We start from the raw sequence: 25,745 nt of genomic DNA, 5'->3' as shown, positions 1-25,745 counted from the left end.
GTTTCTCCTGTCAGCCGAGCGAGCGGGCGGTGTTGATGACGTTGATGCCGTCGAAACGGGCGGTGGACGACCCATGCGAGACCGCCGAGGACTGGCTCGGCTGGCCCTTGCCGTCGAAGAACGAGCCGCCCAGGCGGTAGTCGCGTTGATCGGCCACGGCGCTGCAGGCGTTCCAGAATTCCGGCGTGCGGATCTGGTAGGCCACGTCCTCGAGCATGCGGGTGATCGCGCCGTTCTTGATCTCGTAGAACAGCTGGCCGCCGAACTGCGCGTTGTAGCGCTGCTGGTCGATGGAGAACGAGCCGTCGCCGATGATGTAGATGCCGTTTTCCACGTTCTTGATCAGATCGCTGACGCTCAACGGCGCCTTGCCGGCAGCCAGCGACACATTGGCCATGCGCTGGAACTGCACGCTCGACCACGAGTCGGCGTAGCAGCACCCATCGGAGGCGGTCTTGCCGAGGATATGTGCCTGGTCGCGAATGGCCTGGTAATCCACCAGCTTGCCATCGCGGATCAGATCCCACTGCTTGGTCTTGACGCCTTCGTCGTCGTAGCCCACCGCGCCCAGGCTGCCGGGCTGGATCTTGTCGGCCAGGATATGCACCTTGTCGCTGCCGTACTGGAAACCGGCCTTGAGCTTGTCCAGCGTGGCGAAACTGGTGCCGGCGAAATTGGCCTCGTAGCCGAGCACGCGATCCAGCTCCAAGGGGTGGCCGACCGACTCGTGGATGGTCAGCCAGGTGTGCGAGGGGTCCAGCACCAGATCGTACTTGCCCGGCTTCACCGACGGCGCCTTGAGCTTTTCCTGCGCCTGCTTGGCCGCGGCGATGGCATCTTCCTTCATGTCGTAGGACAGGCCGTAATTCACCACGCCATTGGGCGAGACGAACTTGCCCGAGGCGGCGCCATCCAGATATTCATAGCCCAGGCCCATCGGCGCGGACAAGCCGTCGCGGGTGCGGAACTTGCCGCTGGCCTTGTCGATGGCGGTCACGCTCAGCGGCGCCCAGATACGGTGCACGTCCTGGTCGATATACGAGCCGTCGGTGCTGGCAAAGTACTTCTGTTCGTTGACCACGAACAGCATCGAGTTGACGAAGTTGGCACCGGCAGCGGTGGCGGCAGCGTTGACGCCCAGCAGCAGGTCCACCTTGTCCTTGATCGGCACTTCCATCGCGTTCTTCCTGATCGGCGTCTTCCAGCTGACCTCGCCCACGCCCGGCGTGGGCGCCAGCTGCACCGGTGTGCCCTGCACCTTGGCATTGGCCTTGGCGATCGCGGCGGCCTGCGAGGCGGCCTTGGCCACGCCCTGTTCGGTGAGCTCGTTGGTGGCGGCAAACCCCCAGGCGCCAGCCACCAGGACGCGCACGCCCGCACCGATGGATTCGGTGTTGACCACGTTCTGCACCTTGTCCTCGCGGGTGATGACGAACTGGCGCAGATAACGGCCGATGCGCACATCGCAATAGCTTGCGCCGGCCTGGCGCGCGGCGTTGAGGCCGGCATCGGCCAGGCGCTTCTTGCGGCCCACATCCAGCTGCGTCACCAACTGCTCGGCGGCGATCGCCTTGCCGAAGTAGGCGGGCACGATCAGGCCGCCCATGGTCAGCCCGGTCAGGGCCAGGAAATCACGTCGCTGCACGGCAACTCCCCAATGATCCCGCGCGGCGCGCAGGTAGTGCGGTGACGCACAGATCGCTATCTGCGCGGTATCGCCGATTCTTGCCGGGCGATGAACGCTGCGTCAAATGACTTTCGGCAGGGGTCGGTGGGCAAACGCTATACCTGCATGAATCGGGTGGCGCAGCAGGCCTGCACGCGTGGCGAGCGCTGCTGACCGGCTGCGATGGATATGGCCGCGCGTTGAGAGTCTGGATGTCAGGCATGCGTGGTTGCCTGCGATCGTGCATGTGTGATCAGCAGGTCATCTGGTGCGGTGTTGCTTCGGGGGCTCTGGCTGAAAGCGTTCGATCTGCGGCTTGGTTGCAGGGCCCTTGCCCGCCCACCATCGCAGGACACGCCGCAAGTACGTCCGTGTAGGCGCTTACGCGGCATCCATGCCGCGTAAGGTCCCACGACGGTGGGCGGGCAAGGACCTGTCGAGATGATCGGTGTGCACAGTTAAGAGCGGTAAGTGCGTGATGCGCGCTGTTCGATGCTGGTGCGCAAGCTCAATCTCTTGGGCACCGCGCCCTCTACCGACCAGTTTCTCTCAACCTAATGCGCGCGCGGTGTTGATCACGTTGATGCCATCGAAGCGCGCCGTGGACGACCCGTGCGAGACTGCTGATACCTGGCTGGGTTGGCCCTTGCCATCGAAGAACGAGCCGCCCAGGCGGAAATCGCGTTGATCGCAGACCGCGCTGCAGGCATTCCAGAATTCCGGCGTGCGGATCTGGTAGGCCCCGTCTTCCACCAGGCGCGTGACCTGGCCGTTCTCGATTTCGTAGAACAACTGGCCGCCGAACTGCGCGTTGTAGCGCTGCTGATCGATCGAATACGAGCCGCGCCCGTGGATGTACAAGCCGCGCTCGACATTCTTGATCATGTCGGCAACAGCCAGCGGCGTCTTGCCTGCCGCCAGCGAGACGTTGGGCATGCGCTGGAACTGCACGCTGGACCACGCGTCGGCATAGCTGCAGCCATCGGACGCGGTCTTGCCGAGCAGATGCGCCTGATCGCGCGTGCATTGGTAATCGACCAGGATGCCGTCCTTCACCAGCTCCCATTGCTTGCTCTTGACGCCCTCATCGTCGTACCCCACTGCGCCCAGGCTGCCGGGCTGGGTGCGGTCGGCGACGAAGGTCACCGCATCGCTGCCCCAGCGGAAACCGGCATCGCGCTTATCCAGCGTGGCGAAACTGGTGCCGGCGTAATTGGCCTCGTAACCGAGCACACGATCGAGCTCGAGCGGGTGGCCCACCGACTCGTGGATGGTGAGGAACAGGTTGCTCGGGTCGATCACCAGATCGTACTTGCCGGCCTTCACCGACGGTGCGGTGAGTTTGGCGCGTGCCTGCTTGGCGGCGGCGATCGCATCTTCGCGCGCATCGTAGCTGTGGCCGTAGCCGATCAGCCCGCCCGGCAGTTGATGCTTCTGGCCGGCATCGCCGTCGAGGTATTCGTAGCCCATGCCCATCGGCGAGGACAGCCCGTCGCGGGTGCGGAACCTGCCGCTGGCCTTGTCCACCGCGGTGACGGTGAACGGCAGCCACAGCCGGTGCACGTCCTGATCGATATAGGAGCCATCGCTGCTGGCAAAGTACTTCTGCTCGTTGATCGCAAACAGGCGCGAGGCCACGAACGTGGCGCCGGCATTGAGCGCAGCCGCGTTGACGTCCATCAGCAGCGCCACCTTGTCCTGCAGCGGCACTGCCATCGCATTCTTCCTGATCGGCGTCTTCCAGCTGACCTGTCCGGCCGGCGTCACCGGCGCCAGCTGCACCGGCGAGCCGCCCAGCCGCGCGTTGGCCTTGGCGATCGCCACCGCCTGGCGCGTGGCGGTGGCCACGCCATCGCTGGTGAGCGTATTGGTGGCCGCAAACCCCCAGGCGCCATCGGCCAGCACGCGCACGCCCACGCCGCTGGATTCGGCGTTGACCACATTCTCCACCTGCGCCTCGCGGGTGATCACGAACTGGCGCAGATAGCGGCCCACGCGCACATCGCAATAACTGGCACCGGCCGCCTTGGCGGTGCTCAGCGCAGTGTCGGACAAGCGACGGCTGCGCGCGACGTCGTTGGGTGTGAGCAACTGCTCGGCCGCAATCAGGCGCGTGTTCGGCAGCAGCAGCCCGGCAGCACCGATGCCGGACAAGGTGAGGAAGGTACGACGGTCCACGGCGGTTCTCCGTTGAAGGCCAGCGGCACGACTCCCCGCCGCGCCAGCCCCCGAGACTGGCCCGTGTGGGCGACGATGGTCAAGTGCTCCAGACATGGCGCCGCCAGTGGCCTTGCCGCGCAGCTCACGCGGCGATGGCGCGCTGCGCCGTCAGCGCCATCCACCGTGACATGGCCGAAACGAGCGCATCCGGCGTCTGATCGATGCCGTCAAATGGCATGACGCATAACCCGCGGCCATCGCGCTGGACCAGCGCGTGCGCGTCGCTAGCCAACTGTGGTTGGCGCTGCCAGTGCCGGCATGCTCCCGGCGTTGACGTGCACACGCCGGAATCCCAACGATCTCCGTCGTCATGGCGCCCCGAGCGAGACCTTCAGATCGCAGTGTCGTGCTGCAGTCGCTGGTCTACGCCCTAACCCAGCACTCCTCCGATGACGGGCATGTTGTCCCCACTCGCAGCAGAGAAGTGGAACTTCTCAGTGCGGTGGCATGTGAGGTGACGGCTCACTTTCTGAAGTCGGTAGGACGTTCCAGCTGGTAGATCGCCTCACCCAGGTCATCCAGCTTGCTGGCAACGATGGCCTGCGCATCGTAGACACCCCGATTGTAGAAATAGGCCCCCACCTCTTCGGCGAAGAAATCCAGCAAAAACTCCGCATCGAAGCGGCCGATCTGCTGCTTCAGTTCCTCGCTGAAATACAGCTGGATCTTGCGCGTGATCGCCGCCCGCTCGCCTTCGCTGAATTTGATCTCTGTCATGGATGCTCTGGTTGGCTCAACTACGGTATCGGGGCGATGTGCGTTGCGACACAGGCAACTTGGGGCGATTGCTGGCGGTTGAACCCAACCGCTTGCCTGGTCGGCATCGAGATGAAGGGGTTAGATGGCAACCGGCCAACGGGAAGGTCTGCCTGCGCGAAGGTAGTCAAGGTGTTCGGACTCGGCAATCCCGAGGTTGGTCCAGCGCGTAGGGTCCGCCGCCAGCGATGTGCTGGCATACGTCACGGCAGCGGCAGCGTCCGCAAAGATGGCAGCAGGGGCACGGGGGCCGTCTGGCTCGAAATATGCGAAGTCATACAGATCCGAATCGTCTTCGCTGCCAACGTCCTTGACGTCATACATCCACACCTCGATGCAATCGTTTGCCGGCCGTAACTCGACATGGCGAATGTATGTTGCATCGACTGGACTTTTCCCGAGAAACTGCTCGACCGACGTGTTGCGCCGTAATGTGGCTGGAAGATCGATCGGTAGAAGATATCGCATACAGGCTCCCTGCCTTCAAACTGCCGCTGCTCCTCAAATGCATCGAGCCGCGCCGCGATGCGGCGTCGGCTCGCCGGCATTCATTTGAACTGACTTGCCGCGCGTTTGAAATACGCCGTGCGCATCACCGGGTTGCCGTCCTTGAAGTACGCTTCAATCTCGGTCATGACCTTGCCGTCGGCACTGACCGTATAGGTGCGTGTGGATGCCGGGACGCCTTGATACATCAACTGCATCACCAGCACGCCGGGCTCGGGCATTTTGACTGCGGCGCGATCGACCAGGTAGGTGCCCGAGGCCTTGCCCGGTGTGCCGTCCAGCAACAGCGTGGAGTGCGCCTGCAGCGTCTTGTTGTCGTGTTCAATGATCTCGGCGCTGGTGGCCCACTTGTTGCCTGGAACCTGCTTGAAATCCAGGACAACACGTTTGGGTCGTGCAGCCGGTGGCATCGGCAGGCTGCTAGTGTCCAGCAGCCAGGTTCCGACCAGTGGCGATGTCGCGGTTGATGCGGAGAAGGCGGGTGTGGCCTGCAACATGACGGCAGCCACCAGTGCAACACATGCGGTCTTCATGAGAATTCCCTTATCGATATGTGATCCCTGCGGGCAGTCAGACGACTGCTTGCAAGGCATTGCGCGTAGAGATCGACTTCCCGTAGACCGTCCCACTCCGGTCCGAGGGCGATACTCCCCCCTGCCCGATGGTCAGTCAACTGACGGCACGATGTGGCGGTTGGCACAGCGTTCGCTGATCGGCTAGGCAATCGACTTGCGCCACACACAAAGACACCCGCACTCGGCGGGTGTCTTGAGTAAATCGGCATTGCTGGTCGCTAAACCAAAACCTCAGCCCTGCGCCTTATCCGCATACAGGTGATAACGCGTGGCTTCATTCACTTCGTTCTTGGAACCCAAGAACACCGGCACGCGCTGATGCAGCTGCGTGGGCTGGAGGTCCAGGATGCGCTCGCGCCCCGTGGTGGCCGCGCCGCCGGCCTGTTCCACCAGCATGCTCATCGGGTTGGCTTCGTACATCAGGCGCAGCTTGCCCGGCTTGGACGCGTCCTTCTTGTCCCAGGGGTAGATGAAGATGCCGCCGCGGGTGAGGATGCGGTGCACGTCGGCGACCATGCTGGCGATCCAGCGCATGTTGAAGTCCTTGCCGCGGGTGCCGTCCTTGCCGGCCAGCAGGTCGCTGACATAGGACTGCATGGCCGGTTCCCAGTGGCGCTGGTTGGACATGTTGATGGCGTATTCGGCGGTGTCCTCGGGCACGCGCATGTTGGCCTGGGTCAGCAGGAAGCTGCCTTCCTCGCGCTCCAGGGTGAAGGCGTGGGTGCCGTGGCCGAGCGTGAGCACCAGCATCGTGCTGGGGCCGTAGATGCAGTAGCCGGCGGCGACCTGCTGGGTGCCCGGCTGCAGGAAGTGCTCGTCGCCCGGCTTCTCGGTGCCCTTGGGAGCGCGCAGCACCGAGAAGATGGTGCCGACCGAGACGTTGACGTCGATGTTGGAGCTGCCGTCCAGCGGATCGAACAGCAGCAGGAAATCGCCGCTGGGGTACTGGTCGGGCACCGGCTGGCTGTGATCCATTTCTTCCGACGCGCACGCAGCCAGGTGGCCGCCCCAGGCGTTGGCTTCGAGCAGGATGTCGTTGCTGAGCACGTCGAGCTTCTTCTGCGCCTCGCCCTGCACGTTGCCGGTGCCGGCATCGCCGAGTACGCCGCCCAGGGCGCCCTTGCTCACGGCGATGGAAATGCGCTTGCAGGCGCGCGAGACGATGGTGATCAGCTGGCGCAATTCCGGGTCGATACGGCCGGCGTGTTGCTCTTCGATCAGGAAGCGGGTCAGCGAGGGACGCGACATGGGAGCGGGCAGCCTGTGTAGGAAGTGGTCCGCCATTGTCGCCATTGCGCCGTTAGATTTCGATCACTGCATGCGCGTTTTGCAGCAAACCTGGTCGAACGTGCGCGAATGTGTTGGCAAAGACAGGGCTGACGGCAGGTGCCGCTTGCCCCTGACGCAGCTATGCACACCGGCAAGGGTGGCGAAGGGCCACAAAAAAACCGGGAGGCTGGCGCGCTCCCGGTCTGCAGGCGTCGGCCGCGCTGGCCGATCGCGATGCGCTCGCTTACATGCGGCTGACAGTGGCCACGGCCTGCGCCACGTAGTCCAGGTTGCGCTGGCTCAGCGCGGCCACGCAGATACGGCCGGTGCCGACGGCGTAGATCGCGAACTCGTCGCGCAGGCGGTCCACCTGGGTTCTGGTCAGGCCCGAGTACGAGAACATGCCGGCCTGGCGCTGGATGAAGTCGAACTCCGGTGCGCCCAATGTGGCCAGCTTGGCCACCAGGCCCGCGCGCAGGGCGTGGATGCGCTCGCGCATCTCGGTCAGTTCCTGCTCCCACAGGTCGCGTAGTTCCGGGCTGGTCAGCACGCCGGCCACCAATGCTGCGCCATGCGTGGACGGGCTGGAGTAGATCGTGCGGATGATGCGCTTGACCTGCGACTGCACCGCCTTGGCTTCGGCCGCAGTGGCCGAGACCACCGACAGCGCGCCCACGCGCTCGCCATACAGCGAGAACGACTTGGAGTACGAGCTGGCGACCACGTAGCTGTCGATGCCTTCGGCAGCAAGCAGACGCACCGCGTACGCATCGGCCTCGATGCCCTTGTCGAAGCCCTGGTAGGCGATGTCGACGAACGGAAACAGGTTGCGTTCCTTCAACAGCCCGGCGACCTGCTTCCACTGTTCCCTGCTCAGGTCCGCACCGGTCGGGTTGTGGCAGCAGGCGTGCAGCAACACCACCGTGCCCGGCTCCAGCCTGGCCAGATCGGCGAGCATGCCGTCGAAGTTCAGCCCATGGCTGGCGGCATCGAAATAGGTGTAGTCGACAACCTCGAAGCCGGCCGCGCCGAACACTGCGCGATGGTTTTCCCAACTCGGGTTGCTGATGGCGATGGTGGAGGTGGGCAGCAGCTTCTTGAGCAGGTCCGCGCCCACGCGCAAGGCGCCGCTGCCGCCGACGGTCTGCGAGGTCGCCACGCGGCCGGAGGCCACCAGCGCCGACTCGGCGCCGAACAGCAGCTCCTGGGTGGCCTTGTCGTAGGCGGCCAGGCCGTCGATGGGCAGGTAGCCGCGCGGTTTGGCGTCCAGCGCGAGCTGCTGCTCGATTTTGTGCACGGCGCGCAACAGCGGGATGCGCCCGTTTTCGTCGTAATAAATGCCCACGCCCAGGTTGACCTTGTTGGGGCGGCTGTCGGCGTTGTAGGCCTCGGTCAGGCCCAGGATGGGGTCGCCTGGAACCTGTTCCACGTTTGCAAAGAAGGACACGGCATGACTCGCTGAAGGACGAAAGAGTGAGGGACTTCCGGGTGCTCGGCCGCGGCTGGGCCAAACCACTTCATCGTAGCAGCCCATGGCCGGCGTAGCATGCTTCGTTCCGTACGCAACGATGCGGCCACAGTACGGATGAGGGACACTACACCGATGCCCAGACTGACCTTGTTGGCCGCCGCCTGCGGCCTGTTCGCCACGAGCGCCGCGCCGCCCGTCCTGGCCGCCGATCCGGCGCCGCCTGCCTCCGCACCGATCCAGCGCTTGCCCACCGTGCAGGTGGACGCCGCACGCGTGCGCGGGGTGGACGACTTCGACCTGCCGGCCTCGTTCACCGTGGTGGCGGCCGATGCCGACAACCGCCGCGGCGCGCAGGTGTCCGAGTTGCTGGACGGCATTCCCGGCCTGGTGGCGCGCGATCGCCAGAACTACGCGCAGGACACCCAGCTGTCGATCCGCGGCTTCGGTGCGCGTTCCGCCTTCGGCGTGCGCGGCGTGCGCCTGCTGGTCGACGGCATCCCGGCCAGCATGCCCGATGGCCAGGGCCAGCTCTCGCATTTCAATGTACTGGGCGCCGAGCGGGTGGAAGTGCTGCGCGGGCCATTCTCGGCGCTGTACGGCAACTCCTCCGGCGGCGTGCTGCAGCTGTGGAGCGCCGACGGCAAGCCGGGCGACCCGTGGCGGCTGCGCGCCACCTATGGCAGCAACGCCACCGTCAACACGGGCGCGCAACTGCTCGGCCAGCAGGGCGCGGTGCACTACAACCTGGCCGCCAATCATTTCGAAACCGACGGTTTCCGCGCCCATAGCCGCGCAAAGCGCGACTCGGTCAACGCCAAGTTCGGCTTCGATCTGGCCGAGGGCCGCCGGCTGGACCTGGTGCTCAACTATCTGGACGCACCCGACGCACAGGACCCGCTCGGCCTGACCCGCGCCCAGTTCAATGCCGACCCGGCGCAGGCCACGGCGGTGGCCACCCAGTTCAATACCCGCAAATCGGTGCGCCAGTCGCAGGCCGGCGCCATCTTCACTCAGCAGTTCGAGGGCCAGACGCTGCGGCTGATGGCCTACGGCGGGCAGCGCAGCGTGGAGCAGTTCCTGGCGATTCCGGTGGCGGTGCAGCGCAACCCGCTGCATTCGGGCGGGGTGATCGATCTGGACAGCAATTACGAAGGCGCCGATGCGCGTTGGGCCTGGCAAGGCGAGGCGCTGGGCCGGCCGTTGCAGCTGACCGTCGGCGCGAACGTGGATCGCCAGCGCCAGCACCGTACCGGTTATGAAAACTTTGTCGGCGACACGCTGGGCGTCAAGGGCGCGCTGCGCCGTGACCAGCGCGATCAGGTCGAGAACGTGGACCAGTTCGCGCAGGCGTGGTGGCAGTGGAGCGCGCGCTGGTCGGCCCTGCTGGGCGTGCGGCATAGCCAGGTGCGCTTCGACTCGGACGACCGCTACATTGTCGGGCGCAATCCCGACGACAGCGGCCAGCGCGATTATTCGGCAACCACGCCGGTGGCCGGCATCGTGTTCCGTGCCGCCGAGGACTTGCGTTTCTACGCCTCGGTCGGGCGCGGTTTCGAAACGCCCACCTTCAACGAGCTGGGGTATCGCAGCGATGGCGGCGCCGGCCTGGCGCTGGATCTGGGCGCGGCGACCAGCCGCAATTATGAGATCGGCAGCAAGTGGCGCGCGCAGAGCGGCGCAGCGGTGGAGGTGGCGCTGTTCCGCGCCGACACCGACGACGAACTGGCCGTGGCCAGCAACACCAATGGCCGCAGCACCTATCGCAACATCGGCGCCACCCGCCGCCAGGGCGCGGAGCTGAGCTGGAATCAGCCGGTGGGCACCACCCAGCAGCTGCAGCTGGCCTACACCTTCGTCGATGCCAGCGTGCGTGATGGCTACCTCACCTGCGCCAGCAGCGGCTGCGCCACGCCCACCGCGCCGGTGGCCAGCGGCGCGCGCCTGCCGGGCGTGCCGCGTCAGCAGCTGTTCGCGCGCTGGCAGTGGCAGCCGCTGCAATGGCAGTTCGCCGCCGAAACGGTGGCCTCCGACGCCACCGTTGCCAACGACCTGGCCAGCGAGCGTGCGCCCGGCTATGCGCTGGTCAACCTGGAAGCGTCCCGGCGCTGGACCACCACGCTGGGTGGGCTGCGCACCTTCGCCCGCATCGACAATGCGCTGGACCGGCACTACATCGGCTCGGTGATCGTCAACGACGGCAACGGGCGCTATTACGAACCGGGTCCGGACCGGACCTACACGGTCGGCCTGCAATGGGATTTCGGCGGCTGAGCTACCCGCAGGCGGTGCGCGTTCAACAACACGCACCGCCCGTAGGAGCGCACCCGGGCGCGACAAAGCCATCCCGCCAACGCACGGTCTGCCATCGACCCACCACCCCAGGCCCCCCACATGATCGTCATCGATCACGCCCCCGCAGACTGGTTTCTGCTGCGCGCGGACAACCGCTACTGGCTGGACATCAACTGCTCGATCTCGGCCACCGGCCTCTCGCTCCTGCTGGCGTTGAATGCAACCGAGCAGGCCGATGTGCTGGCAGACGGGCATGCCGCCTGCGCACGGCTGGCCGCGCAGGTGCAATGGCGGCCGCACGCCTTTGCCGCGCGTGATGTCAGTGCCAGTCATGGTGCGCAGGTCACCGCAGCGGTGCAGGCCTGGCGCGCGGCAGGCACCAGCAACGCTCGCGCATGAGCCCATCGCGCCGGGCAAACCGCTCGCGCTGTTCGCCGTGCGTCGCTGCAATGCGCCGCGTTGATGCAGCGGTGACTGCCGGCGATGCGATGCACTAAGCTTGCCAGCGCATTCCCCGCACAAGGATGTTTCCGTTGAACACGCGCTACGCCCCGATCGATTTCAGCGACAAGCTCGCCCTGCTGTCGCAGCACTGGTCCCCACGTGTCGTCGCGGAAATGAACGATTACCAGTTCAAACTGGTCAAGCTGCAAGGTGCATTCGTGTGGCACCAGCATGCGGACACGGACGAGGTGTTCATCGTGCTGGACGGCAACATGACCATCGAATTTCGCGACGGCGTGGTGGCGCTGTCGACCGGGCAGATGCACGTGGTGCCCAAGGGTGTCGAACACCGCCCGGCGGCGGAGCGCGAATGCAGCGTGCTGCTGGTCGAGCCGCGCGGTGTGGTCAACACCGGCGATGCGGGCGGCGCATATACCGCAGACAACGACGTCTGGATCTGATCGCCGCGCTGTGCGCGCGGGTGCTGGCGTCATCGGATTGCATGCCCGCAGCCACTTCTGACATGGCACGTTATTGCAATCGCTGAGCTGCGTAAGGCGCACTTGGCCGGGCACAGCGTCGCTGCAACGCCTGATCTCAGCCGGTCGTGCGGTGCGTGCTACGCTCGATTTTCCGCACACGATGCATGGAGCATGGAATGGCATTCCTGGGAGTGGTGTGGGTTGCGGTGCTCGCCGCGACCAGTCTGTTGAGCGGCACCATCGCCAGTGCCGCTGCATCTTCGGAAGCAGGCACGCTACAGGTCACGCGAACCTATCCTGCCAATAGCCCGGCCGTGGCTCAGGTGCATCGCTGGTTGCTGGCGCAGCCGTCCAGGCAACAGCCACCGGCAAGCGCCGCCGAGCTAGGCCAGCTGCGCACCAGTTACCTCACGTACGCACCAGGTGCCGGCGGGCGTGCAGACCTGACCAGTGCCGAGGTGGCGTTTCCGGAGCATGGTCAGCCTGGGGATGCGGTCGCCATCGACGCATGTGGCGCGGGGATACGCCATCACTGGACGTATCGATGGACGGCGGCATCGGCCACGGCGGGCTGGCAGTTGCAGTCCTATCACCTGAAAAACGTGCAGGACTGCACCGCTGCCATGGCCGATCCCGACGTCCTCAAGCCGACTGCACCGCGCGGCTAGGGTGCGTGCGCACGGCGTGCAAGTCGCCCGCCGCGATCCACGGCGGCACTGCGGTCGCGGCCTGCAGCGGTCGCGATGGCGGGCGAAAGTCCAGGCACTTTGAGTGGAATGGCGGAGTAACGTTCTGTACCCGCACAATCCCGACTTGATGCGCAGCGTGAGATGGCGTTGGTCAGCGGGGGTAATGCGCCGAGCTGGCTCGCGTCCTCGTTTCCCGTTGCCCACACGCCACCGTTTGCGTCAAGGAATACGCATGACGCACGCCGGCACTGATGGCGGCCGCGAGGGGTTCTTGGCGTTGGGCAAGCGCATCCGCGCTCTGCTGGGCCGCGTCGGCGGGCGATGCGTTTGTGCGCCCAGTGTCAGGCCCGTTGCGGGCCGAGCCGGCGATACAGGGTGCTGCGGCTGATGCCGAGCCGGCGTGCCGCCTGCGCGACGTTGCCGCCGCTGGCGTCCAGCGCCTGCCGCATCGCCGCCTGCGCCAGCTGCTCCAGGCTATCGGCCGGTGCCGGTGCCGTTGCGGCAGCGGCTACCGCCGACACTGCGGTCCGGGTGGCAAGGTAGCCTGGCAGCGCGTCGCGGTCGATTTGCTCGCCCGGTTCGCTCAGCGCCACCAGCGTGCGCAGGCAGGCCGACAGCTGGCGCAGGTTGCCCGGCCAGTCGTAGTCGGCCAGCGCCCGCAGCGCGTCGCCGGTGAGCCGGCGGCCCTGGCCCAGGCGCTGCCACAGCTCCTGCACCAGCCGCGGGCGGTCGGCGTGCGTGCGCAGCGCCGGCATCGCCACCGCGTGGTGGGCGATGCGGTAGTACAGGTCGGCGCGGAAGCGGCCATCGGCGATCGCCGCTTCCAGGTCCTGGTGGGTGGCGCAGATCAGCGCGAAGTCCAGCCGCACCGGCTTGCCGCCGCCCAGCGGCGACAGCTCGCGCTCCTGCAGCACGCGCAGCAGGCGCGGCTGCAGCGCCAGCGGCATGTCGCCGATCTCGTCGAGGAACAGCACCCCGCCCTCGGCCTGGCGCAGCAGGCCTGGGCTGCCGTGCTTGCGCGCTCCGGTGAAGGCGCCGTCCTCGTAGCCGAACAGCTCGGCCTCGATCAGGCCCTCGGGTAGCGCGGCGCAGTTCACCGCCACGAACGGGCGGGCGGCACGCGCGCAGCGGCGGTGCAACTCGCGCGCGAACACTTCCTTGCCGGTGCCGGTCTCGCCCTGCACCAGCACCGGGAGCTCGGCATCCAGCACCCGGCGTGCGCGCCCGAGCAGGCGCTCGATCTCGGCCTCGAACAGCGGCGCGTCGCGGTCGCCGTCCTGGCGGGCGGCCGAGACCGTGATCGGCGGCTGCGTGGCGCGCCGGCGCGGCCGCGCGTCGCCATGCGCGTCCACGCGGCCGTAGAGGGCGCGGCCCTGGCGGTCGAACAGGGCGCCGTCATGGCGCAGCCGGGTCAGCGGCTCTTCCAACAGCGCGTCGTAGCGCGCGCGCCCCAGCTCGTGGCGCTCCAGCCCGAACAGCTGCAGCCCGGCGCGGTTGGCCGCCACCAGGCGCCCGCCGCGGAACGCCAGCAGGCCCTCGCGCGCGGTGCCGAGCAGGGCCGGGTCGTGGTGCACCCGCAGCAGTTCGCAATCGGCGATGCCGTCGTCGAAGTAGCGGTGTTCGATGCTGGTCACCGCGCGCCGCGCCAGTCCCAGCGCGTGCATGTGCTGCATGCGTGCGTCGCCGGAGATGTCGAGCACGCCCACCAGCTGCCCGTAGGGGTCGTAGATCGGCGCCGCGGCACAGCTGAGGATGCCGTGCGGGGCGAGGTAGTGTTCGCCGCCGCGGACCTCGATCGAGCGGCTCTCCACGATCGCGGTGCCGATGGCATTGGTGCCGACCACGCTCTCGCTCCAGCAGGCGCCGGGCATCAGCGCCACCCGGCCGGCGCGGTCGAGGAAGCCGGTGCTGCCCTCGGCGTCGAGGATCCAGCCGGCCTCGTCAGTGAGCAGCACGATGCTGCCGGTGGCCGCGGCGTCGGCCGACAGCCCTTCCAGCTCGGCGCGCGCGCATCGCCACAGGGTCTCGTGGCGTGCGCGCATCTCGCGCAGGCGTGCGGCACTGACCGGTTCGATCGCCGGCGCCGCCTCGGCGGCCAGGCCCTGGCGCTGGCAGCGCCGCCACGACTGCAGGATCGCGTCCGGTACCTGCCCGGCCGGCATCGCGCCGCGCTCGAAGAACGAGCGCCGCGCGCGGCCCAACTGCTGCTCCGTCAACATCGTCATTGCCCACCTCGTGTCGCAATCTGCGACAGTCCAGAAGATCACTGTCCCGATAAACACCACGTTTGCGGACAGAGCGCAATCGCCGCGCGTGACGCACCGCAGCGAAGACCGCGCCCATCGGTCGCACCCGCGGCGCGCTCAGGCGTGACGCAGTGCAGCAGGCCAAACCTGGCATCCCTTTTGCGTGACATCACGGACGCCCCGCAACGGGCCTTCCTCCCATGTACCGCAGGAGACACCGATGAATGCCGTCACGTCCGCCAAGCCGCTGAACACCGATCCGCAGTCCATCTTCAAGCAACGCTACGGCAACTTCATCGGTGGGCGCTGGGTCGAGCCCAGGAGCGGGCAGTACTTCGACAACACCACGCCGATCAGCGGCAAGGTGTTCACCTCGGTGGCGCGCTCCAACGCCGAGGACATCGAGGCCGCGCTGGATGCCGCGCACGCGGCCAAGGACGCCTGGGGCAAGACCTCCACCACCGACCGCGCCAACGTGCTGCTGAAGATCGCCGACCGCATCGAGCAGAACCTGGAGCTGCTGGCCTATGCCGAGACCTGGGACAACGGCAAGCCGGTGCGCGAGACCCTCAACGCCGACGTGCCGCTGTGCGCCGACCACTTCCGCTACTTCGCCGGCGCGGTGCGCGCGCAGGAAGGCGGCATCTCCGAGATCGACAGCGACACCATCGCCTACCACTTTCACGAGCCGCTGGGCGTGGTCGGCCAGATCATCCCGTGGAACTTCCCGCTGCTGATGGCGTGCTGGAAGCTGGCCCCGGCGCTGGCGGCCGGCAACTGCGTGGTGATGAAGCCGGCCGAGCAGACCCCGGCCTCGATCCTGGTGCTGATGGAGGTGATCGGCGACCTGCTGCCGGACGGCGTGCTCAACGTGGTCAACGGCTTCGGCCTGGAGGCGGGCAAGCCGCTGGCCTCCAACCCGCGCATCGCCAAGATCGCCTTCACCGGCGAGACCACCACCGGCCGGCTGATCATGCAGTACGCCAGCCAGAACCTGATCCCGGTGACGCTGGAGCTGGGCGGCAAGTCGCCGAACATCTTCTTCGCCGACGTGATGGCCGAGGACGACGACTTCCTCGACAAGGCCGTCGAGGGCTTCGTGCTGTTCGCCTTCAACCAGGGCGAGGTGTGCACCTGCCCGTCGCGCGCGCTGATCCAGGAATCGATCTACGAGCGCTTCATGGAGAAGGCGCTCAAGCGGGTGGCGGCGATCAAGCAGGGCAACCCGCTCGACCCCAACACCATGGTCGGCGCGCAGGCCTCCGGCGAGCAGCTGGAGAAGATCCTGTCCTACTTCGACATCGGCCGCCAGGAAGGCGCCGAGGTGCTGATCGGCGGCGAGCGCAACACGCTCGACGGCGACCTGGCCGGCGGCTTCTACGTCAAGCCCACGGTGTTCAAGGGCCACAACAAGATGCGCGTGTTCCAGGAGGAGATCTTCGGGCCGGTGGTGTCGGTGACCACGTTCAAGGACGAGGCCGAGGCGCTGGCGATCGCCAACGATACGCTGTACGGGCTCGGTGCCGGCGTGTGGAGCCGCGACGCGTCGCGGCTGTACCGCATGGGCCGCGCGATCCAGGCCGGGCGGGTGTGGACCAACTGCTACCACAGCTACCCGGCGCACGCGGCGTTCGGCGGCTACAAGCAGTCCGGCATCGGCCGCGAGAACCACAAGATGATGCTCGACCACTACCAGCAGACCAAGAACCTGCTGGTCAGCTACTCGCCCAAGGCGCTGGGCTTCTTCTGAGCCACGGCCCGCCGCGGCGACGGCCTTGATCACGATCAAGGCCGCCCTCGCGCCACGGGACTACGGTTCGATACAACAACTGCAACCGCAACAGGAGCGCAATGTGGACAAGACGATGAAGGCCGCGGTAGTCCGCGAGTTCGGCAAGCCGCTGGTGATCGAGGAAGTGCAGGTGCCGCGCCCGGCCGCCGGCGACATCCTGGTCAAGATCGAAGCCTGTGGCGTCTGCCACACCGACCTGCACGCCGCCGAGGGCGACTGGCCGGTCAAGCCGAACCCGCCGTTCATTCCCGGGCACGAGGGCGTGGGCCATGTGGTGGCGGTCGGCGAGGGCGTCAAGCACATCAAGGAAGGCGACCGCGTCGGCATCCCGTGGCTGTACTCGGCCTGCGGCCACTGCGAGCACTGCCTGGGCGGCTGGGAAACGCTGTGCGAGGCGCAGCAGAACAGCGGCTACTCGGTCAACGGCGGCTTCGCGCAGTACGCGCTGGCCAATGCCGACTATGTCGGCCACCTGCCCAAGGGCATCGGCTTCGTCGAGGTCGCGCCGATCCTGTGCGCCGGCGTCACCGTCTATAAGGGCCTGAAGGTCACCGACACGCGTCCCGGCGAGTGGGTGGTGATCTCCGGCATCGGCGGGCTCGGCCACATGGCGGTGCAGTACGCCAAGGCGATGGGGCTGAACGTGGCCGCAGTGGACGTGGACGACGGCAAGCTGGCCCTGGCCCAGCGCCTCGGCGCCACGGTCACGGTCAACGCGCTCACCACCGACCCGGTGGCCTACCTCAAGAAGGAGATCGGCGGCGCCCACGGCGCCCTGGTCACCGCGGTCTCGCCCAAGGCATTCGAGCAGGCGCTGGGCATGGTCCGCCGCGGCGGCACCGTGGCGCTCAACGGCCTGCCGCCGGGCGAGTTCCCGCTCGACATCTTCGGCATGGTGCTCAACGGCATCACCGTGCGCGGCTCGATCGTCGGCACGCGCCTGGACCTGCAGGAGTCTCTGGAGTTCGCCGAGCAGGGCAAGGTCGCCGCCACCGTGGCCACCGACACGCTGGAGAACATCAACGACGTGTTCGCGCGCATGCATGCCGGCAAGATCGAAGGCCGCGTCGTGCTCGACCTGGCGGCCTGAGCCCGCAGCGCCCGCCCGTGACCGCGCCCTCGCCCGCTCCTTCGCTGCCGCTGCAGGTAATGGCCACGCTGGCGGCGTTGCAGTTGATCGACACACTGCGCGCACGCCACGGCGATGTGCTGTTCCACCAGTCCGGCGGCTGCTGCGATGGCTCCTCGCCGATGTGTTTTCCGGTGGGCGACTTCATCGTCGGCGACCGCGACGTGCTGCTGGGCGAGATCGGCGGTGCGCCGTTCTACATCAGCCCCTCGCAGTTCGAATACTGGAAGCACACCCAGCTGATCATCGATGTGGTGCCGGGCCGCGGTGGCATGTTCTCGCTGGAAAACGGCGAGGGCGTGCGCTTTCTGGTGCGCTCGCGCCTGTTTGCCGATGAGGAATTTGCCCGCCTGCAGCAGGCGGGTCGGGCGTAACCCAGACCCGCCTGGCTGTGCTGCCGGGCGGGGAATCAGCCGGCTGGTTTCAGCGGTCTGCCACGGTCGACGGCGCGGTGCCCGGCGTCTTGGCCGGAGTGTCGCCATCGGCAGGAATCAGCTTCTCTGGCGCATCGCCGGCACCGCGGTCTTCGTAGTGTTCGGCATCGCGCTTGCCGTGCTGTTCGCCCGGCTGGGTGGGTTGGTCGCGCAGTGGGTCACGGGACATGCGGTGCTCCTGGTCATCGGGATGGATGCGCAGTTCACCGCGCGCCGGGTGAAGGGGGCGCAGCGGCAGCCGCAGACGCACGGCTCACGCATGGATCACGGCGGCCGCGCTACAGCTATGGGCTATTCGAACAGCACCCGGAGTCACACACCCGATGGCACGACCAATCTGGACCGGAACCCTCTCGTTCGGCTTGCTCAATGTGCCGGTGTCGTTGATGTCGGGCGAGCGCAAGGTGGATCTGCATTTCCGCATGCTCGACTCGCGCGACAAGAAGCCGATCCGCTTCGAGCGCGTCAACGCCGACACCGGCGACGAGGTGCCGTGGAAGGAGATCGTCAAGGCGTTCGAGTACGACAAGGGCAGCTATGTCATCGTCGAGGAGCAGGACATCCGCTCGGCCTCGCCGGAAAGCCACGAAACGGTGGAGGTGGAGACCTTTGTCGATGCCGCCGACATCGACCCGCGCTATTTCGAAAAGCCCTACATCCTGGTGCCGGGCAAGAAGGCCGAAAAAGGCTATGTGCTGCTGCGTGAGACGCTGCGCGACACCGGCAAGGTGGGCATTGCCAAGGTGGTCATCCGCACGCGCGAGTATCTGGCCGCGGTGATGCCGCAGGGCGATGCGTTGATCCTGCTGCTGCTGCGCTACCAGCAGGAGGTGGTGGACCCGCAGGATTTCAAGCTGCCGTCCGGTGCGGTGGGCGAGTACCGCATCACGCCCAAGGAACAGGAGATGGCAAAACAGTTGATCGAGTCGATGTCCGGCACCTGGCAGCCGGAGGATTATCACGACGAATTCCGCGGCAAGCTCGAGCAGATCCTGCGCAAGCGCATCCAGGCCAAGGGCGGCACCACCACCGTGGATGTCGAGCCGCCGCAGCACGAAGACGCCACCACCAACGTGGTCGACTTCATGTCGCTGCTGCAGAAGAGCCTGCAGGCCAATACGCGCACGCCGGCCAAGAAGAGCAGCGCACCGACGGCTGGGTCGGCCAAAAAGACCGCCGCCAAGAAAGTGGCCAAGAAGGCCACCAAGAAAACCGCAGCCAAGACCACCAAGACCACCGCCAGCAAGGCGGCGCCGCGCCGCAAGGCCGGATAGGCGTAGCCCATGTCGTTGCACGACTACAACGCCAAGCGCCGCTTCGACCAGACCCCGGAACCGGCCGGCGACGCGCCTGCGCGTGCCAGCAAGCAGCCGATCTTCGTCGTGCAATTGCATCACGCCAGCTCGCGCCATTACGACTTCCGTCTGGAGGTCGACGGCGTGCTCAAGAGTTGGGCGGTGCCAAAGGGCCCTTCGTTGCGCGTGGGCGAAAAGCGCCTGGCGGTGCAGGTGGAGGATCACCCGCTGTCGTATGCCAGCTTTGAGGGCGACATTCCGCAAGGCCATTACGGCGCCGGGCATGTAGATGTGTTCGACCACGGACACTGGCACTGCGAAGGCGATGCGCTGGCGGCGCTGGACGCGGGCAAGCTGGAATTCGAACTGCAGGGCACGCTGTTGCGCGGCGGCTTTGCATTGGTGCGCACGCAGATGCGCGGCGGCAAACCGCAGTGGCTGCTGTTCAAGCGCACCGATGCGTACGCGGCGGATCTGGATGCCGATGCGCTGGTGGTGCAGCAGGCGGCCGGCGTTGCGGCTGCGGCGCCGCCGGCAACGCGTGCCAAGACCAGCCGGGCGCGGCGCGCGCCGACGACAACGGCGAGCGCCGGGACGGCTGCGGCCAGCAAACGCGCACGCACAGGGCGTGCGGATTCCAGCCACTGGCGCACCCGCGCCCTGGCGCTGGACGGTGCGCGCGATGCGCCATGCCCAACCGAGCTACGCGCGCAACTGACCTTGCTGCGCGAGCAGGCGCCGGATGGCGAGCGCTGGTTGCACGAGATCAAGTGGGACGGCTATCGCCTGCTGGCCGATATGGTCGATGGCGAGGTGCAGCTGCGCTCGCGCAACGACCAGGCGTGGACGCAGCGCTTCCCGGCGGTGGTGCGCGCAGTGCAGGCCTTGCCGGTGCGCGATGCGCGCCTGGATGGCGAGCTGGTGGTGCTGGATGCGCAAGGGCGCAGCGATTTCTCGGCGCTGCAACGCGCGCTCGATGGCAGCGTCACGCAGCCGCTGCGCTATATCGTGTTCGACCTGCTCGGCGTCGCCGGTGTGGATCTGCGCGACACCCCGTTGCTGCAACGCAAGCAGTTGCTGCATGCGTTGCTCGGCGAGGTACCGGGCACGCTGGCGTTTAGCGACCATGTGATCGGCCACGGCCCGGAGGTCTTCGCGGCCAGCGCCGGCACCGGCTGGGAAGGCATCGTCAGCAAGCTTGCCGATGCGCGGTATCGCGAAGGGCGCAGTGCCGATTGGGTCAAGACCAAGCACGAAGACAGCGACGAGTTCGTGGTGGTGGGCTACACCGACCCCAAGGGCGCGCGCAGCGGCTTCGGTGCCTTGCTGATGGCGCAACGCGACGGCAAGGCGCTGCGCTATGTCGGGCGTGTGGGCACCGGCTTCGACGATGCCTTGCTGGGCAAGATCACCGCGCTGTTGCAGGCGCTGCATAGCGACACCGCCACGCTGGAGTTGCCGACGCACATCCCGGGGCGGCCACGCGATGTGCATTGGGTACGGCCGGTCTTGATCGCCGAGGTCGCCTTCCGCGGCTGGGCGAAGGAAGGCCTACTGCGGCAGGCCGCGTTCAAGCGTCTACGCGAGGACAAACCCATGAGCGAGTTGGGCGGCGACCGCGCCGAGCCAAGCAAGGCGCGTGCTGGACGTAAAAGCAGTGCTGCGACCACGGCCGCTGCGCCTGCGCGCAAGGCCGCGACGACGAAAATTTCAAGGACGACGGTCGAAGCGTCCACCAGGACCGCCAGCAAACGCGTGCGGTCGACGGCATCGAAGACGACCGCGACCGCCAAGGCTGCGGCATCCACATCCACTGCGTCGAAGTCCACGGCATCGAGGTCCGCCGCGTCCAAGTCCATCGCATCCACATCCACATCTACGTCGACGGACGGCGTCGCCATCACCCATCCCGAGCGTGTGGTGTTTCCCGCAGCGGGCATCAGCAAGGGCGATATAGCCGATTACTACCGGGCGGTGGCGCCGCTCGTACTGGCGGAGATCGCACACCGCCCGTTGTCGCTGCTGCGCTGCCCCGATGGCGCCGGTGGCGACTGCTTCTTCCAGAAGCACGAAGGCCGCCACCTGGGCACGCATATCAAGGCGATTGCGCTGCAGCAGAAGAGCGGCACCGAGGACTACATCTACGTCGAAGATGCCGCCGGCCTGCTCGAACTGGTGCAGATGAATACGCTGGAGCTGCATCCCTGGGGCGCGCGGATCGACGATGCGGAGTATCCGGATCGGCTGGTGTTCGACCTGGACCCCGGCGACGGGGTGTCCTGGGCCGACGTGGTGGCTGCCGCGCGCGACATCCGCGCAAAGCTGCGCAGCGCAGGCCTGGAGAGCGCGGTGCGGCTGTCCGGCGGCAAGGGCCTGCACGTGGTGGTGCCGATCGTGCCGGAAGCGGGCTGGGAGCAGGCGCGCGATTTCTGCGAGGCCTTCGCCCAGGCGCTGGCAACGCATGCCCCGGACCGCTACGTGGCCACCATGAGCAAGGCCAAGCGCCATGGCGTGATCTTCGTCGACTGGCTGCGCAACGGGCGCGGCAATACCAGCGTGTGTTCGTGGTCGCTGCGTGCGCGCGAAAAGGCCACCGTCGCCGTCCCGCTGCGCTGGGAAGAACTCGGCAAGATCAGCGGCCCGGACGCCTTCCCGATGGACAAAGCGCTGGAACGCGCCAAGCGTCAGCGCGCAGATCCATGGGCGTCGGTGCTGGCGTTGCGGCAATACTTGCCCACCGGCGGCGACAACCACTAAGAGCAGCCAACAAGGTGACTGCGCCGCCACCAGGCAGGCGCAGCCGATGCTTGGAATTGGCATGTATCCCGCGTGCGCCGATGCTTATCCACGCGGCCCGCACCCACCCGACGACTGCTCGCTTATGCGATCAGATACGCATCACGCACACAGCCTGACCATGCGCACCGACCATCCCGACAGGTCCTTGCCCGTTCACCGGCGCGGGACCTTACGCGGCATGGATGCCGCGTAAGAGCCTACAAGGACGTACTTGCGGCGTGTCCCGCGATGGTGGGCGGGCAAGGGCCCTGCAGCCAAGCCGCAGATCACTCGCCCTGCTACCAACGCATCCGCATCCCGAATCCCGAATCCCGAATCCCCTCAAGGCGCCACCGCGTTCTCCCGCGTCACCCGGCTCAACGCACCGCTGCTGATCTCGGCAATCGAATGGGTACCGGTCAGGGTCATCGCCACGCGCATCTCGCGCTCGATCAGGGTCAGCAGATTCTCCACCCCGGCCTGGCCGCCGGCCGCCAGCGCGTAGACGAACGCACGCCCCAGCAGCACTGCATCGGCGCCCAGCGCCAGCATGCGCACCACGTCCAGGCCGCTGCGGATGCCCGAGTCGGCCAGGATCTTCAGCTGCCCCTTCACCGCATCGGCAATGGCCGGCAACGCGCGCGCGCTGGACAGCACGCCGTCGAGCTGGCGGCCGCCATGGTTGGATACCACGATGCCATCGGCGCCAAAGCGCACCGCATCGCGCGCATCGTCCGGGTCCAGGATGCCCTTGATCACCATCGGCCCGGTCCAGAACTCGCGGATCCATTCCAGATCCTTCCAGGCGATGGAGGGGTCGAAGTTAGCCCCCAACCAGCCGATGTAATCCTGCAGGCCGGTCGGGCTGCCGCGGTAGGTGGAGATATTGCCCAGGTCGTGCGGGCGACCCAGCAGGCCCACGTCCCAGGCCCAGCGCGGATGCGTGACCGCCTGCAGCATGCGCCGCAGCGCTGCGTTGGGCCCGCTCATGCCCGAGTGCGCATCGCGGTAACGCGCGCCCGGCGTGGGCATGTCCACGGTGAACACTAGCGTGGTCACCCCGGCCGCCTTGGCGCGCTCCAGTGCGTTGCGCATGAAGCCGCGGTCCTTGAGCACGTACAGCTGGAACCACATCGGCCGCGCGATCGCCGGCGCCACTTCCTCGATCGGGCACACCGACACCGTGGACAACGTAAACGGGATCCCGCGCGCGGCCGCCGCGCGCGCGGCCTGCACTTCGCCACGGCGCGCGTACATGCCGGTCAGCCCGACCGGCGCCAACGCCACCGGCATCGCCAGCGTCTCGCCGAACAGCTCGGTGCCCAGGCTCAGGTCCGACATGTTGCGCAGCACCCGCTGGCGCAGCGCGATATCGGCCAGATCCGCGACATTGCGCCGCAAGGTGTGCTCGGCGTACGCCCCGCCATCGATGTAGTGGAACAGAAACGGCGGCAGGCGCGCCTGCGCGGCGGCACGGTAGTCGGAAGCGGCGGAAATGATCATCGAAGACGCACGGCAGCTGCGGGGTAGCTGGCGAGTGTAAAGCGATCGGTGCAGAGGGCAGACGATTGCGCCATCGCTTGCCATGCCGCGTCGTTATCCAGAACCCATCAAAACTAATTTATTAGTTGACTCTCTTGGCGTTGCCGCTGTAGATTTCAGTCCATCAACTAATTTCATAGTAGACCACTGCCATGGCCCGTCCCGCATCGCTGGCGCCAACAGAAACCGAGCGCCGGATTCTCGAAGTGCTGTGGAAGAAGAAAGAGGCCTCGGTGCGTGAGGTTGCCGACGAGCTCTCGAAGAAAAAACCGGTTGCGTATACGACGGTGCTGACCATGTTCAAGGTGCTCGACAAGAAGGGTCTGGTGACCCATCGCGTTGAAGGCAGGGCCTTCATCTATGCGGCGGCGATCAGTCGCAGCGATGCGCGCAAGCAGGCGCTGGAAAGCCTGCTCAAGCAGTTCTTCAATGGCTCGCCGCAGGTGCTGGCCCAACATCTGATCAGCGAACACGGCATGGATCCTGACGAACTCAAGGCGCTGCAGGCCAAGGTCGATGCAGCTGCGGGCAATGGAGTGCGCAAATGAGTCTGCCCGGACTGGAACTCTTGCTCACTGCCGGCGTCCACCATCTTTGGCAAAGCGCGCTGGTGGTGCTGCTGGTGGTGTTGCTGTTGCGAGGCAAGGCCAGCGCGGCAGCGCGTTCGTGGGTGGTGCTATGTGCATTTGGCTTGTCGGCCGTCTCGCCGCTTGCGATCCTGCTTCCAGGCGCTGCGGTGCCGTTGGAGATCAACACGCCTTCGGAGGCAACAACTGTCATGCAGCCATCGGCGAGCGTGCTCGACGTTGATCGCATCGATCGCAACGCGCACGGCGAGGAGTTGTCGTTACCCGCCGCAGTGGCGATCAAGGGACTGGCTGCGGTCTGGCTGCTGGGAACGCTGTGGAGCCTGATGCGCTTGCTGCAAGGCTGGAATCTCGCCCGTCTGATGCGCAGCAATACGCAACGCGCTCCAGACCTTGAGCGCCTGTTGGGGAGCGCGTTACCGCGCAAGGTGTGTATCGCCCTGTCCGAGTCCGCCGCAGGTCCAATGGTGATGGGCCTGATCCGCCCACGCATCCTGGTTCCCACGGCCTTGGCGTCTGCGTTGGCGCCAGCTGTGATGACCGATCTGCTGTTGCATGAGCTGGCGCATCTGCAGCGCCGGGATCTGTGGGTGTCCACATTGCAGCGTGTGGTGCTCGCACTCTACTGGTGGAGTCCTTTCATGCACCGTCTTGGCACGCAGGTGGACCTCACCCGCGAGATGGCATGCGATGAACGTGCCGCGCAACGCGCTGGTAGCGGCCGCAGCTATGCACGTTCGTTGCTCGATGGTGCATCCAGGCTGGCCGCGCATCGCAATGACGCGATGCCGTTGGCTGTCGGCATGTCTGGCCATCGCGGTGGCCTGGCGCAACGGATCGATGACCTGCTTGAGATGGAAACGCGTTCGGCAGCACGTCATCGACATCTGGGATGGGCCGCTGTTTGCGTGGCTGCGTTGTCGTTGCAGATCGGGCTGACACTGGCCGCGACGCCGCGCATGGGCACTGCTGCGGCAGCCACTCCTGGCCCGGAGGCCGACATTGCCGGAGCCGCGCAGTTGATCTACGCTGCGACGAAAGGCCGATTGCACGAAGTGCGCGAACTGGTGGCCAGTGGCGTCGCGGTCGATGCGCGTGTGCGCGGTGACGGCACGGCGTTGATCGTCGCCTCAAAACGCGGCGATCTTGCGATGGTCGAGCAGTTGCTCGAACTGGGTGCCAGGCCCGATCAGGCATCGGTGGGCGACGGCAATCCCTTGATTGCTGCAGCGCATGCAGGCCACATCGCCGTGGTGGAACGTCTGATCGCAGCCGGAGCCAACGTCAACGGCATCGTGGTGCATGACGAAACGCCATTGATCAACGCCGCCCGCCGCGGCCACCTGGCTGTTGTGACGTCGCTGGTCGAGCATGGCGCCGATGTCAATCTTGGTGTGGTCGCTGATGCCGGGCAATGGCGCTCGCCGTTGAATCAGGCCAGCACGCAGGCCATTCGCTCCTACTTGTCCAGCAAGGGCGCAGTGCTACGCAGGTGAGTCATCGCCGCCCTGGCGGTTTCTGTTTGCCTATCTGCTATGCGCAGCGCTCCCCACAGCGCTGCGCATAGCGAC

General features: G+C 66.6%; 21 protein-coding genes. 11 read left to right on the top strand and 10 right to left on the bottom strand.

Features of this window, described 5'->3' with window-relative positions; all coding sequences use genetic code 11:
• Positions 1–10 precede the first annotated feature (10 nt).
• From FHT08_RS13250 to FHT08_RS13215, 7 genes are all read right to left on the bottom strand, one after another.
• On the bottom strand, positions 11–1,645 hold the full coding sequence (locus FHT08_RS13250; protein WP_047129859.1) for a TldD/PmbA family protein: 1,635 nt from the start codon (positions 1,643–1,645) through the stop codon (positions 11–13).
• Between the two features lie 570 nt (positions 1,646–2,215).
• Entirely contained in the window at positions 2,216–3,844 is a 1,629-nt protein-coding gene (locus FHT08_RS13240) for a TldD/PmbA family protein (RefSeq protein ID WP_166775326.1), read from the bottom strand.
• A 504-nt stretch (positions 3,845–4,348) separates the two neighbouring features.
• On the bottom strand, positions 4,349–4,603 hold the full coding sequence (locus tag FHT08_RS13235) for a DUF2164 domain-containing protein (RefSeq protein WP_104536656.1): 255 nt from the start codon (positions 4,601–4,603) through the stop codon (positions 4,349–4,351).
• A gap of 120 nt (positions 4,604–4,723) precedes the next feature.
• Positions 4,724–5,110, bottom strand: coding sequence for a hypothetical protein (locus FHT08_RS13230; RefSeq protein WP_166775325.1), 387 nt, complete (start codon positions 5,108–5,110; stop codon positions 4,724–4,726).
• An 80-nt stretch (positions 5,111–5,190) separates the two neighbouring features.
• Entirely contained in the window at positions 5,191–5,658 is a 468-nt protein-coding gene (locus FHT08_RS13225) for a LuxR family transcriptional regulator (protein WP_166775481.1), read from the bottom strand.
• Between the two features lie 297 nt (positions 5,659–5,955).
• Positions 5,956–6,972, bottom strand: a complete 1,017-nt coding sequence (locus tag FHT08_RS13220) for a class 1 fructose-bisphosphatase (RefSeq protein ID WP_104536658.1) — start codon at positions 6,970–6,972, stop codon at positions 5,956–5,958.
• A gap of 265 nt (positions 6,973–7,237) precedes the next feature.
• Positions 7,238–8,440: an amino acid aminotransferase gene (locus FHT08_RS13215; RefSeq protein ID WP_166775324.1), complete on the bottom strand. Its 1,203-nt coding sequence runs from the start codon at positions 8,438–8,440 to the stop codon at positions 7,238–7,240.
• Between the two features lie 156 nt (positions 8,441–8,596).
• Between FHT08_RS13215 and FHT08_RS13210 the strand changes: the two genes are divergently transcribed.
• The 4 genes from FHT08_RS13210 to FHT08_RS13195 all read left to right on the top strand — a co-directional run bounded on the left by FHT08_RS13210 (position 8,597) and on the right by FHT08_RS13195 (position 12,350).
• Positions 8,597–10,735: a TonB-dependent receptor gene (locus tag FHT08_RS13210; RefSeq protein ID WP_166775323.1), complete on the top strand. Its 2,139-nt coding sequence runs from the start codon at positions 8,597–8,599 to the stop codon at positions 10,733–10,735.
• Positions 10,736–10,855: 120 nt separating this feature from the next.
• Entirely contained in the window at positions 10,856–11,155 is a 300-nt protein-coding gene (locus tag FHT08_RS13205; RefSeq protein ID WP_104536661.1) for a hypothetical protein, read from the top strand.
• A gap of 125 nt (positions 11,156–11,280) precedes the next feature.
• A complete protein-coding gene (locus FHT08_RS13200) occupies positions 11,281–11,661 on the top strand; it encodes a cupin domain-containing protein (protein ID WP_166775322.1) in 381 nt (126 codons plus the stop codon).
• A 197-nt stretch (positions 11,662–11,858) separates the two neighbouring features.
• A complete protein-coding gene (locus FHT08_RS13195) occupies positions 11,859–12,350 on the top strand; it encodes a hypothetical protein (protein ID WP_166775321.1) in 492 nt (163 codons plus the stop codon).
• A 362-nt stretch (positions 12,351–12,712) separates the two neighbouring features.
• Here FHT08_RS13195 and FHT08_RS13190 read toward each other — a convergent pair whose 3' ends face one another.
• On the bottom strand, positions 12,713–14,596 hold the full coding sequence (locus FHT08_RS13190) for a sigma-54-dependent Fis family transcriptional regulator (RefSeq protein ID WP_166775320.1): 1,884 nt from the start codon (positions 14,594–14,596) through the stop codon (positions 12,713–12,715).
• 241 nt (positions 14,597–14,837) lie between these two features.
• On the opposite strand from FHT08_RS13190, the gene adh reads away from it, so the two are divergent.
• The 3 genes from adh (at position 14,838) to FHT08_RS13175 (ending at position 17,912) form a co-directional block, all read left to right on the top strand.
• Positions 14,838–16,367, top strand: coding sequence for an aldehyde dehydrogenase (gene adh / locus FHT08_RS13185; protein ID WP_166775319.1), 1,530 nt, complete (start codon positions 14,838–14,840; stop codon positions 16,365–16,367).
• Between the two features lie 103 nt (positions 16,368–16,470).
• A complete protein-coding gene (adhP, locus tag FHT08_RS13180) occupies positions 16,471–17,499 on the top strand; it encodes an alcohol dehydrogenase AdhP (RefSeq protein WP_104536783.1) in 1,029 nt (342 codons plus the stop codon).
• A 59-nt stretch (positions 17,500–17,558) separates the two neighbouring features.
• Positions 17,559–17,912 (top strand): DUF779 domain-containing protein, encoded by a 354-nt coding sequence (locus FHT08_RS13175; protein WP_104536666.1) that lies wholly within the window; start codon positions 17,559–17,561, stop codon positions 17,910–17,912.
• 49 nt (positions 17,913–17,961) lie between these two features.
• Here FHT08_RS13175 and FHT08_RS13170 read toward each other — a convergent pair whose 3' ends face one another.
• The gene (locus FHT08_RS13170; RefSeq protein WP_104536784.1) at positions 17,962–18,141 is read right to left on the bottom strand and encodes a hypothetical protein; all 180 of its coding nucleotides are present in this window, start codon (positions 18,139–18,141) and stop codon (positions 17,962–17,964) included.
• Between the two features lie 154 nt (positions 18,142–18,295).
• Here FHT08_RS13170 and FHT08_RS13165 point away from each other — a divergent pair, with 154 nt between their 5' ends.
• On the top strand, positions 18,296–19,246 hold the full coding sequence (locus tag FHT08_RS13165; protein WP_104536667.1) for a Ku protein: 951 nt from the start codon (positions 18,296–18,298) through the stop codon (positions 19,244–19,246).
• A gap of 9 nt (positions 19,247–19,255) precedes the next feature.
• Positions 19,256–22,024, top strand: a complete 2,769-nt coding sequence (gene ligD / locus FHT08_RS13160; protein ID WP_166775318.1) for a non-homologous end-joining DNA ligase — start codon at positions 19,256–19,258, stop codon at positions 22,022–22,024.
• A 363-nt stretch (positions 22,025–22,387) separates the two neighbouring features.
• On the opposite strand, the gene lldD is transcribed toward ligD, so the two are convergent.
• On the bottom strand, positions 22,388–23,548 hold the full coding sequence (lldD, locus tag FHT08_RS13155) for an FMN-dependent L-lactate dehydrogenase LldD (protein WP_166775317.1): 1,161 nt from the start codon (positions 23,546–23,548) through the stop codon (positions 22,388–22,390).
• A 191-nt stretch (positions 23,549–23,739) separates the two neighbouring features.
• Here lldD and FHT08_RS13150 point away from each other — a divergent pair, with 191 nt between their 5' ends.
• Positions 23,740–24,135 carry a BlaI/MecI/CopY family transcriptional regulator gene (locus FHT08_RS13150; RefSeq protein ID WP_166775316.1) on the top strand — a complete coding sequence of 132 codons (396 nt, stop codon included), beginning with the start codon at positions 23,740–23,742 and terminating at the stop codon, positions 24,133–24,135.
• On the top strand, positions 24,132–25,670 hold the full coding sequence (locus tag FHT08_RS13145) for a M56 family metallopeptidase (protein WP_166775315.1): 1,539 nt from the start codon (positions 24,132–24,134) through the stop codon (positions 25,668–25,670). The genes FHT08_RS13150 and FHT08_RS13145 overlap by 4 nt, the downstream gene beginning before the upstream one ends.
• Positions 25,671–25,745: the final 75 nt, after the last annotated feature.

The organism is Xanthomonas sp. CFBP 8151, from assembly GCF_011761885.1.
Taxonomy (GTDB): domain Bacteria; phylum Pseudomonadota; class Gammaproteobacteria; order Xanthomonadales; family Xanthomonadaceae; genus Xanthomonas; species Xanthomonas arboricola_B.
This window is presented reverse-complemented; position numbering and strand designations above follow the sequence as displayed.